The organism is Coleofasciculus sp. C1-SOL-03 (genome assembly GCF_040220555.1).
Classification (GTDB): domain Bacteria; phylum Cyanobacteriota; class Cyanobacteriia; order Cyanobacteriales; family Coleofasciculaceae; genus Coleofasciculus.
The window spans coordinates 71,265-82,090 of sequence record NZ_JAVJUO010000022.1; the positions used below are offsets into that span (position 1 = coordinate 71,265).

General features: G+C 47.7%; 10 protein-coding genes and 1 tRNA gene. 8 read left to right on the forward strand and 3 right to left on the reverse strand.

Annotated features, from left to right (window positions below):
* Positions 1-189: 189 nt before the first annotated feature.
* Positions 190-1,734, reverse strand: coding sequence for a carotenoid isomerase (gene crtH / locus RIE73_RS03050; protein WP_446399777.1), 1,545 nt, complete (start codon positions 1,732-1,734; stop codon positions 190-192).
* 390 nt (positions 1,735-2,124) lie between these two features.
* Between crtH and upp the strand changes: the two genes are divergently transcribed.
* The 4 genes from upp (at position 2,125) to RIE73_RS03070 (ending at position 3,679) form a co-directional block, all read left to right on the forward strand.
* Positions 2,125-2,775, forward strand: coding sequence for a uracil phosphoribosyltransferase (gene upp / locus RIE73_RS03055; RefSeq protein ID WP_446399778.1), 651 nt, complete (start codon positions 2,125-2,127; stop codon positions 2,773-2,775).
* Entirely contained in the window at positions 2,772-2,906 is a 135-nt protein-coding gene (locus RIE73_RS03060; protein ID WP_446399779.1) for a hypothetical protein, read from the forward strand. Before upp ends, RIE73_RS03060 begins: the two co-directional genes overlap by 4 nt.
* Positions 2,907-2,999: 93 nt before the next feature.
* Complete coding sequence (locus RIE73_RS03065; protein WP_446399780.1) at positions 3,000-3,335, forward strand: hypothetical protein; 336 nt, start codon at positions 3,000-3,002, stop codon at positions 3,333-3,335.
* A gap of 86 nt (positions 3,336-3,421) precedes the next feature.
* Positions 3,422-3,679 carry a YggT family protein gene (locus tag RIE73_RS03070; protein WP_446399781.1) on the forward strand — a complete coding sequence of 86 codons (258 nt, stop codon included), beginning with the start codon at positions 3,422-3,424 and terminating at the stop codon, positions 3,677-3,679.
* Between the two features lie 36 nt (positions 3,680-3,715).
* On the opposite strand, the gene RIE73_RS03075 is transcribed toward RIE73_RS03070, so the two are convergent.
* On the reverse strand, positions 3,716-4,150 hold the full coding sequence (locus tag RIE73_RS03075; protein ID WP_446399782.1) for a hypothetical protein: 435 nt from the start codon (positions 4,148-4,150) through the stop codon (positions 3,716-3,718).
* A 164-nt stretch (positions 4,151-4,314) separates the two neighbouring features.
* Here RIE73_RS03075 and RIE73_RS03080 point away from each other — a divergent pair, with 164 nt between their 5' ends.
* The 4 genes from RIE73_RS03080 (at position 4,315) to RIE73_RS03095 (ending at position 7,816) form a co-directional block, all read left to right on the forward strand.
* Positions 4,315-4,947 carry a hypothetical protein gene (locus tag RIE73_RS03080; RefSeq protein WP_446399783.1) on the forward strand — a complete coding sequence of 211 codons (633 nt, stop codon included), beginning with the start codon at positions 4,315-4,317 and terminating at the stop codon, positions 4,945-4,947.
* A gap of 182 nt (positions 4,948-5,129) precedes the next feature.
* A complete protein-coding gene (locus RIE73_RS03085; protein ID WP_446399786.1) occupies positions 5,130-6,542 on the forward strand; it encodes an IS200/IS605 family accessory protein TnpB-related protein in 1,413 nt (470 codons plus the stop codon).
* 178 nt (positions 6,543-6,720) lie between these two features.
* Positions 6,721-7,674, forward strand: coding sequence for a hypothetical protein (locus tag RIE73_RS03090; RefSeq protein ID WP_446399784.1), 954 nt, complete (start codon positions 6,721-6,723; stop codon positions 7,672-7,674).
* A 71-nt stretch (positions 7,675-7,745) separates the two neighbouring features.
* Positions 7,746-7,816 (forward strand) — tRNA-Gly (locus RIE73_RS03095).
* Positions 7,817-7,870: 54 nt separating this feature from the next.
* Here the strand turns inward: RIE73_RS03095 and priA are convergent.
* Entirely contained in the window at positions 7,871-10,378 is a 2,508-nt protein-coding gene (priA, locus tag RIE73_RS03100; protein ID WP_446399787.1) for a primosomal protein N', read from the reverse strand.
* Positions 10,379-10,826: the final 448 nt, after the last annotated feature.

Sequence of the window (10,826 nt, forward strand, 5' to 3'; positions counted from 1 at the left end):
TTACCGTAGATAAGTTGCTCTCATCCTTGTAGTGCGAGCCGGAAAGCTCGCTACCCATTCCCAATTTAAATGCATGACAGCTTAAGTTACCAAAGTTCAGTAATGGTGCGTTACGCTTCGCTAACGCACCCTACAATTTTCGACAATTCGCCTGCAATTTGATGGTTGAAAATGGGGCAAAATCTGAGCTTATAACCCCAAATCCACCGCCACCCGATGGGCGCAAGCAAACCCAGAAAACGCCACCGCATTCAACCCTTGTCCCGGAAATGTACTATCCCCCACACAATATAATCCCGGAATCGCTGTCCGATTAAATGGCATTCCCAATAACCCCCTTAACTTGCGGCGCGGAATCGGTCCATAGGTGCCATCCTCACGCCCCAAAAACCGTCGATGACTGCGGGCAGTTCCTACTTCCATATAATCCAATCCCGCATCTAAACCCGGAAAAATTGCCTCTAATCGTTCAATAATTCGCCCAGCCGCTTCTTCCTTTTTATCCTCATACTCTTTAGCTGATAATCCCTGCCAATTCTCCATCCAACTGGGCGTAAAGGTATGCATAATATGATAGCCTTCCGGGGCTAAGTCCGGGTCAAGTAACGTCGGAATCGAAACAAAAATTGTTCCCTCATCCGCTTCCATCTTGTCCCATTCTTCCAATAAAATATGGTGACATTCTGTTCCGGGCGGGAAAACCTTTGCCTCAACTCCTAAATGCAAACTCAAAAAACTGGGTGATTTCTGATATCGTTGTTGCCACTTCTCCTCACTTGTAGGCATCTGTTCTGAGGGCAGTAATTTCTCAAACGTATCCCAGCGCGTTGCATTAGACACCACTCGCTTTGCCCGATACTCTTCCCCCGTAGCTAACCGCACACCCACAGCTTTACCCTGTTCGGTTAAAATTTCGCTGACTCTGGCGGAATAGCGAATCTGTCCCCCAGCTTTCTCCAATCCTTCAACTAATTTCTGGGCAATTTCACCTACACCTCCTTTCGGATAATTAATTCCCCCATAATGGCGGTCAGAAAACACCATTCCCGCATTAATCATCGGTGTTTTATCCGCAGGTACGACTGACCAACAGTAACATTCCATATCAATAAACTGGAGTAACTGAGGGTCATTAATATAACGACGGGCAATATCTCCAGCATTCTGGGGCAAATATTTCACTAATCCTAAACAGGCTAAAGGATGCTGGAAAAACACCCGCATCAAATAGCGAGGTTCTTCTAGAGACAGCAATTCCATGGCGTTGAGGCAATTAAATACCTTCCAGCATTCATCGTAAAATTGCCGAATTCCCCGGCGTTCGTGGGGAAAACGTTCCGTCAATTCGTGTAAGAATTTCTCATAGTCTCGATGAACTTTCAGGTCTAATCCTTCCGGTAGATGATAGTGAATCTGAACGTCATCGGGAATTGTTTCCACACCAACATTTACCGCATCTAAGGCTTTGGTCAATAGATTCGTGGTTCCTTCAGTACCAAAACCAAAAATCATCGACGCGCCAACATCAAAGCGATAGCCTTCGCGTTCAAAGTAGCCAGCACTACCACCGGGAATCAGATAGCGTTCCAGTACCAGCACCTTAGCACCTTTAGCGGCTAGCTGAGTCGCTGTCACGAGTCCACCAATACCAGAACCAATGACGATGACATCAAATACAGAGGTTTCGTTTGGAGCGTGATCCGTGGATGAGGGAGATTGAGAAGCAATAGCCATGAATGATCAGACGAGAGAGGTCTTTTACAAATTCGAGTTTAACTTTTCTCTATTCTCCCTTCCAGATAAGAAATGGGGTTTGGAGACCAAACCCCTACAACTCCCATCTCCCTCATCTCCCTCATCTTCCCCACCCCTCCGCGCCCCCAAAAAAAAGAGGGTGGTTCAGGCTGCTACCGCTTGCCCGTCCCACCTACCAATCCTTAATGAGAGGAGAACACTGAGGACTACTATATCCTTGTTGAAAATTAATGTCAACACTAATGAAAACAATTGGCAATAAACGGGCAAATACAGCGTTTAGCCCGGATACCATCTCGGCAGTCGGGAAAAAAAAGCATTATCATGATTCAGTTTAGGTATTGCTTCGTCGTTATCGATTAATTCACTATGGCTCCCCAATTACGTGTTTATGTTCCCCCTCATCCCCTAATCAAGCACTGGCTTGGTGTTGCCCGTGATGCAGCGACACCCTCCCCCCTATTCAAAAGTGCGATGACGGAGTTAGGGCGCTGGCTCACCTACGAAGCGATTCGAGACTGGCTACCGACGGAAGAGTTAATGGTTCAGACGCCCTTAGCCCCTTGTCCAGCCACAATGGTGAATCCAGAGACTCCTTTAGTCGTCGTGCCGATTTTACGGGCGGGATTAGCCTTATTAGAAGGGGCGCAAACCTTATTGCCCTTGGCATCCATTTACCATCTGGGCATGGTGCGCGATGAAGGAACGTTAGAAGCAAAGTGTTATTTAAATAAATTGCCCCAACAATTTGATCCAGGTACACGTATCTTAATTACCGAACCCATGCTTGCCACAGGGGGGACAATGATGTCCGCGATCGCACAACTAACTCAGCGAGGTGCTGATCCAGCCTTGATCCGGATTATCAGCGTGGTTGCGGCTCCACCCGCCTTGCAAAAGTTAGGGGGAAATTATCCCACCTTAACCATATACACCGCCACAATTGACGAAGAATTAAGCCAGCAAGGATTTATCGTACCCGGATTAGGAGATGCAGGCGATCGCGCCTTTGGTACATGATGGCAAGGGATAAGGGAGATAGGGAAGCTGGGGGAGATGGGGGAGATGGGGGAGATGGGGTAGATGTAGCATGCTACGTCTCTACTATTGCCTATTGCCTATTGCCTTATTGCCTATTCCCTGACAAATGACCAATAACCAATGACAAAGATGTAGGCATCTGCATCAGCCAACCGTTAATCTGGAAAAGCAGTTGCGTTTTTTTCAAGGGTACGAAAGGAAAAATGAGTCAGCGCGATGGTTTTACAGGCGGACTTCTGGCGGGAATCGCCATCGGGGGCGTAGTCGGTGGCGTTATCGGAGCCATACTAGCCGGACAACGCAATAGTAGTGATGAAGAAGCCGATCCGTCTTTACTCAAATCCCGCCTCTCGGAGAAGAAAGCCATGAAAGGCAAAAAGTCTCAACTCAACTCCGAGGAGAGCATTGAAGCGGCGCGTCGCAGTTTAGAAGACAAAATTGCCCAGCTTAATACAGCGATCGATGATGTGCGCCAGCAATTGGGTCCGGTGAATGGGAGTACGGAACTCACCGATAGGGAAGGTTCCCTTGATTCCTGAGTCGGAATGGAGTGATATCCGTTAAACTGACTAGAAAGGCACTATCATATCCGCCCGCAAAAATTAGTAAGGAAACATTTCAATTTATGCCTACAGCACTGGTAACCGAAAGTCTCTACAATTTCCTCAATATCTATTTACTGCTGATATTTGTCCGCATTCTGTTAACCTGGTTCCCCACGGTTGAATGGATGAACCAGATTGCTGGGTTCCTCAGCCCAATTACTGACCCTTACCTGAATATTTTCCGCTCTTTCATTCCGCCCCTTGGCGGTCTGGACTTATCCCCTCTGCTGGCGATTATCGTCCTGCAAGTTGTCGCCCGGTTGATTGTGAGCATATAAAACTCAGCCAAAGACGAATTGGGAGTCAACCCAATGCTAACGGCGGACTTTGCCCGTAAAACCAGAGGCTTTGAATTGTTCAAGCTGCAAGGGGGTTGGTTGATTAGCCGACACCGTAATTCGCACTTCAAAATCACTAACGCCCGGTGGGACTTCATCAATAGCACCCAGCCGGGTACGATTTTGAAAGACGGGATTATGATTGGCATCGTAAATCCGACCAAAAATGTCAGCATTGATCACCGGTTTCCCTGACCTGTTAATGGCTTTACCTGTAATGATGTAGCAATCGGCGGCTTGGGTAGAACCAGGTGTGACCAACCCTTCGGAAAATTTGGAGGGACATTCGTGGTAAGACAGGTCAGACAGTTCTACCTGAACGAAGGCAAACGCAGCAGGGGCAATGACCCCACTGATGAGCCAAAACAGACCAGCAACGGCAACGGTAGTAAACCAACCTTGAATTCGCATAGCCGATAGTAATAATTATCTTAACTGAATCATTCCATTCCTCAGCATAGCGCGAATCCAGCCGCAAATTGTCCTTAATTAGGCGGCTGAATTGTCTCCTGAGAGATTATCATGCAATTATTATGCTGCACCAGCCATAAGCCAGTCTGCTGATTGAGCCTGTTATGAACCCCGCCGAGATTGAAGCCGTCTTGCAACTCGCCTTTATCCAATGTGAAGCGGTTTTATGTCCCCTGACAGACCCGCAGAAACAAATTTTACGGCGGGTGTTGATGGATGCGATTATGGGTCAATCCTTACAGTCTTCGGCAATAGGAGATCAGACAACAGCTAATCCTCTGGATGACCTGACGCCAGATGAGCGATCGCGCTTTTTGCAATTTGTCACGGAACAGGAACGGACTGGCTATTCCTGGAAAATCCAACTCCTCAACGACTGGCTGCATAATCGCGAATCTTCATCGGTTCAGTTTATTCGCGATCGCTATGGACCCCAATGGCTAAATCGGGTCAAGCGGGTGCATCTGGCGCAGTATTTAGACGCACAGAACCCAGGGGAAGGGTTAAAATTAAAAATCGGCGATCGCATCGAAGTGTCTAACGGACTTTGGGAATGGGTACAAGATAATGGACCCTGTAGTCGAGAGTGGTTTCCTTGTACAGTAGTGCAGATTTCTCAGAGCATAGAGGGTAATGGTTTGGGATGCAACTGTGTCGTGCGCTTCGATAATGGCATGGAATATGAGATTCAAGGGATTTACGAATGGAATGGCTATAACTGGCGTTGGATTAACTGATAAGTACGAACAGGATCGGTATTTAGCTATTTGCCCAAAATAGAACAATAATTAAAGCGTAGCTACTCGCCCAAAACATGAGTTTTAAGTCTTGTTGTTGTCATGCAACTAATTCTACATCCAAATTGACAACCAAGCATTACCCAGGTAACCTGATATTTATCCAAGCCAAGGTCGAAGCTGTGGTTAAGAAAAAAGCGAAAAAGCAATCTAAGCGAAAAAAGCCTCAAAAAGAGCCAAACATCAGAACCGATGTTTGGCAATTGGTTATGACGCAAGAGCAGCGCCGATTAGCCGTCTTGACCGTAGCGGAATACCGACATTTTCTGAAGCCATTAGTGCTGATCAGCTATTGGAATTGGGGGAATCTCTCTGGGTTAAACAGTTCCGAAAAAGTCAACACTTTAGAAAAGCTGATTCACAAGACAGTAGACAACCCCAGTCCTAAATACTATTGGTACTTCCACAAAGCAATCAGCAATCATCCTTCATTTCGCAAGTTTCCCAGTTATCTGAGACGTGCTGCAATTCAAGACGCTATAGGTATTGTTAGTAGCTTCGTTACTCGGTGGGATACCTGGAAGAGAGGGGAACGGAGAAATCGGTACGACAAGTCTCCCAAGTTGACCTCGATGTGCAACAGCTATCCAGCCATGTACAAAGGTCAGCAAATTAAATATCATTCCAATTTCACCTCTGTTGATTTGAAAATCTGGAATGGTGCTGATTGGGTTTGGATGCAAGGTGTTTCCATCAAAAAGCATGGAAAAAGTCGGCACACCTCCAGAGGGGCAAAACTGTTGTCTCCTGCTCTGATTGCTAACAAGCGAAGTATTCATCTTTCCATGCCCGTTGAGGTTCATCCTCAACCTCTACCTGATTCAGATTATGTTTGTGCTATCGACATTGGTATAAACACAACAGCCACCTGCTCAATAGTAGGATTAGACGGTACTGTAAAAGCTAGGAAATTTATCAATCCGGCTAGAGACATAGACCGTCGCGACCAACGTAAGCAGCGTATTGCAACCAAGTCCAAGCTGACTCGGAAAATCATCGACCAGGATTTGCCTAAAGGCTTCTGCCAAGGCTTGTACCGAAAGTCTAAAAATATCAACAAACACATTGCTCAAACGGTTTCTCGGCAAATTGTTGAGTTTGCCCAAAAACATCAGGTCAGCGTGATTGTGTTTGAGGACTTATCGAATTGGAAAGCTAAAGGAGGGAAGCATGGGTCTTTACAAAAACAGCGCTTTCATCAATGGTGCAAGGACAATCTGGTTGAGTTAACCATTCAGAAATTCTCCGAGTTGGGCGGAAAGGTACGCAAAGTCAATGCTAAGTACACCAGTGCTTACGCCTTTGACGGTAGCGGGAAAATTAAGCGGAGTAACAAGAAATATTCCCAAGCCATATTCCAGAATGGGAAGCGTTACAACGCTGACTTATCCGCTTCCTATAACATCGGTGCCAGATATTGGTACGCGGTATTATCCAATAGTAAATTTACTAGGGTCTGGGTAGGCAGAAGCTCCTCTCAGACGCTGCGAACGCCAGTGACGCTCAGTACCCTTTGGGAGCTGAGTAAAGCCTAGCATAAGAATCCCCAGCTAGAATTTTTAATTGAGCTGGGGTGCGTTCAACCTAGACAAGCGATAAGTATTCATCGGTCACGACTGTCATTGGGCGATCGCTAAAAGAACGCTAAGAATTAATCCAGATGCTCAGTGGCTCTTTGGCAGTATGGAATTAAAGCATCCCAACCTGATTGTAATGACACAACCCACGCTAAACCAACCTCAGATACCCCAACGCCGTCACACTGACCCCCCGGCGCTATGGAGAACGGTTATTCTCAGTTCTGTGGCGATTCATTTAGTTGGCTTGGGGTTGCTGCGTCTGGCGCTATTGGGGCGCTTTCAGGATTGGCGGTTGAGTCAACGACTGATTCCCATTGAGATGATTGCGATCGCCTCAGATGCTACCATGCCAACTCCAGCGACTCAATCTCAACCTTCTGAGGTATCCCAAAAAACACCAGCGCAGAGTCCTGAGAGTCAAGCCGAATCAGCATCACAGACAAATCGACCGACTCAGGCGCAGGCGATCGCAAACACCACTCAGGAAACCCCTAACCCTTCACCCACAACGGTTTCCTCGCCCAACTCACCGAACCCAACCCCAACCCCGTCGCCAAGCTTCACCACCTTTGAAGGGATGGGAGAAACGCCGTCTCCTCAGCCATCAGAGGAACTCCCAGACACGACTACGCCTAGTCCGTCTCCTATCCCATCATCAGATGAACCAATAGAACCCACTTCATCGGAAAATCAGTCCGGCGGGGGTTTTATTACCATTATTGATGGACCGAAAATCGTGAGTAGTAATCGCGGTTCTATTATCAGAGAGAACAGTAATCCGGGCGATAAAGAAGCCGAAATCCAGAACCGGAGTCAACGTATCTCAGTGGATGAACTCACGTCCTTAAACATTACTCTGGAAGAACCTGTGGTTGTTTATGTGGAAATCTTAATTGATCATAAAGGCAAAGCCGAAGTTATACCTGGTCAGACCCTAGTGCAACAAGGAACCCTGAGTCCAGAGCAAGCCACGAAACTCGCCAACCAGATTATTGCTGATTGGAAGTTTTCACCAACCTACATGGCATATAGCCCTGTGTACGGGTCGTACTCCCTGACCCTGGAAATTAATCCCCAGGGGAATTGAGCCGATAATTTTGGTGGAAACTTGCCAAACTTGGGCGATCGTGGTTTATACTAGAAAAGTTATGAGCGCCTGCGGGCATAGTTTAGTGGTAAAACCTCAGCCTTCCAAGCTGATGATGCGAGTTCGATTCTCGCTGCCCGCTTCTTAAATTGTTGTACACTAATATCCCATCCCTCTCTTCTAAGGAGAGGAGATGTCAAAACATATTTAACGGATCAACATCAATCGTCAAACTCACATCCGGCGGACAAATCCGCTGCAACGCCGCCACATCCGGTAATCCTACCGCCACATCCGGCGGAAACTTCAGTAAAATCTGCCACCGATAACGACGGGCAATTCGCATAATTCCTGCTGGCGCCGGTCCTAATATCTCATACCCGGAACCCGCCTGACTCAACCAATCCGCTAACATCTCCGCCGCCTTCTCAACCTCCATTTCCTCCAATCCACTCAACCGCAACAAAATCAAATGCCCGTAAGGGGGATAATTCAATAATTCCCGTTGTGCTAATTCCGCCTCGGTAAAGACCTCATACCCATGAGTTTTTACTGCCTGAATCACAGGATGTTGGGGCGAATAGGTCTGGACAATCACCTGACCGGGTTCATCCCCCCGACCCGCCCGACCTGCGACTTGGGTTAAGGTTTGAAAGGCGCGTTCGGCGGCGCGATAATCGGATAAGTGTAATAATCCATCGGCAGCGACAACCCCGACTAAGGTGACTCCCGCTAAGTCTAATCCCTTAGTTAACATTTGCGTCCCGATTAATAAGTCCGCTTCCCCATTGGCAAACTGAGTTAACAGGGTTCGATGCGCCCCCTTGGTACGGGTGGTATCACTATCAAAGCGAATCACCCGTAAATCAGGAAACGCCTTAGCCAACTCCTGAGTCACCCGCTGTGTGCCACTACCAAAAAACTTAAGGTAAGGTGAACCACATTCGGGACAATTATTAGGATGGGCGGTGGTGTAGTTGCAATAGTGACAACGTAAGAGTTGGTGCGCCCCCTCATGGGCATAGTGATAGGACAAGGACACATCACAGTCCGGGCATTCAATTACATATCCACAACTGCGACAGGAGACAAACGTACTATGCCCACGACGGGGAATAAATAAAATCCCTTGTCGCTGCTTTTGTTTCAACTGCTGTAACCCGTCTTGGAGAGAACGGCTAAAAATAGAACGATTCCCCTGCTTGAACTCCTGTCTCATATCCACGATTTCCACAGGAGGTAAGGGACGGGATTGGATGCGTTCGGGTAATGAAAGGTAATAGGTTTTACATGGCGCGTCTGTGTTGCGGTTTGCGGGTTGACCGTTGACAGACACCCAGGTTTCTAAAGATGGGGTAGCTGAACCCAAAACTAGAGGACAATTTTCCAGTTCCGCCCGCCACTGGGCAACGGTACGGGCATGATAGGTGGGAGGAAGACTGTCTTGCTTGAAACTGGAGTCGTGTTCTTCATCTAATATAATTAGACCCAATTTGGGTAACGGCACAAAAATAGCCGATCGCGTCCCAATGACGACCTGGGGTTCTCCACTTAAGACTTGTCGCCAGGTATCATACCGTTCGCCAGGGGATAACCCACTGTGATACACATTCACCTTTTTACCAAACCGGGCGCGGAATCGGTCGGTGAGTTGCGGGGTCAGCCCAATCTCTGGAACTAACACTAGGGCAGATTGTCCCGCCCTTAACAACGGCGCGATCGCTTGTAGATAAACCTCGGTTTTCCCCGAACCCGTTACCCCATGCAATAGCACTTGGCTAAACCCATCCAGACTCTGAATCGTTTGCAATGCATGAGTTTGCTTTTCTGTCAATACCTTGGAGCGATCATCTGCCACATTCGGTTGATCCAGGGTTCTGAGAATTTCCCGGTATTCAACCACCACATACCCTTTTTCTGCCAACTTGTTAACAATCGAAGACGTAGCATGACAGACTTGCAACAATTCATTCAGCCACAAATCCCCACCCCGACGCCGCAGTACATCTAACACTTCCCGTTGTCGTTCAGTTACATCGGCGTCAAAGCGATCCGCCACTAAGGTTACGGCTTTCTTTTGCTTCGGACGTGAAGGTTGGGGCGGTTTCAAATAACTTTCCACCCAGCCGCGTTTGAGTAAATCTTTTACCCCGCGACGCGCCCCTTTTACTTGACGTTGCAGATAGGCGACGCTGTAATCCCCCTCTGGTTGGGCGTCCAAGAGTGCTAAAATTTGACGCGCCGTTCGACCGACAAATGTATCTGCGCCATCAGGAACCGCCTCTCGATGCAGACGAACTCGCCGTTGCGATCGCATCAATAATCCCGGCGGTAACGCCCCTCGCACTACGGATATTAGGGGCGTGCAATAATACTGCGCCACTCGTTCCAATACTCGCCAATAGGAGTTCTCAAAAAACCCAGTACAGACAACATCCTCTACCTCCCGAATTTTCGCCAATGACACATCAGCAGGCGGTGAAGCCAGTAACCGAATTGCGATCGCCCCCACCTGGCGGTTATTCAATGGCACCGTTAAAATATCCCCCGGTTTAACCGACAAATCCTCCGGGATGCGGTACGTCAACAGTCCCTCGAGTCCTGGACAATCCACCAGCGCCTCCACCCAGCGATTCGGATCACCACCGGATTCATAAGTTGCTTTTGGTTCTGCCACAATTAAACTTGTCGGGGAATCAGACACAGCGATCACCTCTAAATTCTGTTCACGGCAACTGGGGGAACCTTGACTGGGGGAACCTTGATTGCTATTAAGCAAAGATATAAATTAAAGCAAAAGCTATTTGTAAAGCTTATGCATTGGCTTGAACTCCTGTTCTCGTATGGATACAGCAAATCCCGAAATCCTCCCTAAACGCGACATCAGTAGAACTTGGCGGTTTCATCGGTAATCACCTAGCCAAATTTTAGAGAACGTACATTGTATAGCAAAAGGCAGAATATACCCCAGTTATCTGTAGAGGTACGGCATTGCCCATCCGTATCAACTTAAGGCTGGAACCCTTACTTAATAAGAGATCCCCCCTAGCCCCCCGATTAGATCCTCATAAGGGTAGGTTTTTTAAGATTGGGGTTGAGGTAAGACTTAGAAGACAGGTAGACCAGTAGACAAGGAAGAGTGAGAACGAAAA

Excerpts from the sequence above, each read along its gene's own strand:
- crtH (WP_446399777.1), bottom strand. The coding sequence starts at position 1,734 with ATGGCTATTGCTTCTCAATCTCCCTCATCCACGGATCACGCTCCAAAC.
- upp (WP_446399778.1), top strand. The coding sequence starts at position 2,125 with ATGGCTCCCCAATTACGTGTTTATGTTCCCCCTCATCCCCTAATCAAG.
- RIE73_RS03060 (WP_446399779.1), top strand. The coding sequence starts at position 2,772 with ATGATGGCAAGGGATAAGGGAGATAGGGAAGCTGGGGGAGATGGGGGA.
- RIE73_RS03065 (WP_446399780.1), top strand. The coding sequence starts at position 3,000 with ATGAGTCAGCGCGATGGTTTTACAGGCGGACTTCTGGCGGGAATCGCC.
- RIE73_RS03070 (WP_446399781.1), top strand. The coding sequence starts at position 3,422 with ATGCCTACAGCACTGGTAACCGAAAGTCTCTACAATTTCCTCAATATC.
- RIE73_RS03075 (WP_446399782.1), bottom strand. The coding sequence starts at position 4,150 with ATGCGAATTCAAGGTTGGTTTACTACCGTTGCCGTTGCTGGTCTGTTT.
- RIE73_RS03080 (WP_446399783.1), top strand. The coding sequence starts at position 4,315 with ATGAACCCCGCCGAGATTGAAGCCGTCTTGCAACTCGCCTTTATCCAA.
- RIE73_RS03090 (WP_446399784.1), top strand. The coding sequence starts at position 6,721 with ATGACACAACCCACGCTAAACCAACCTCAGATACCCCAACGCCGTCAC.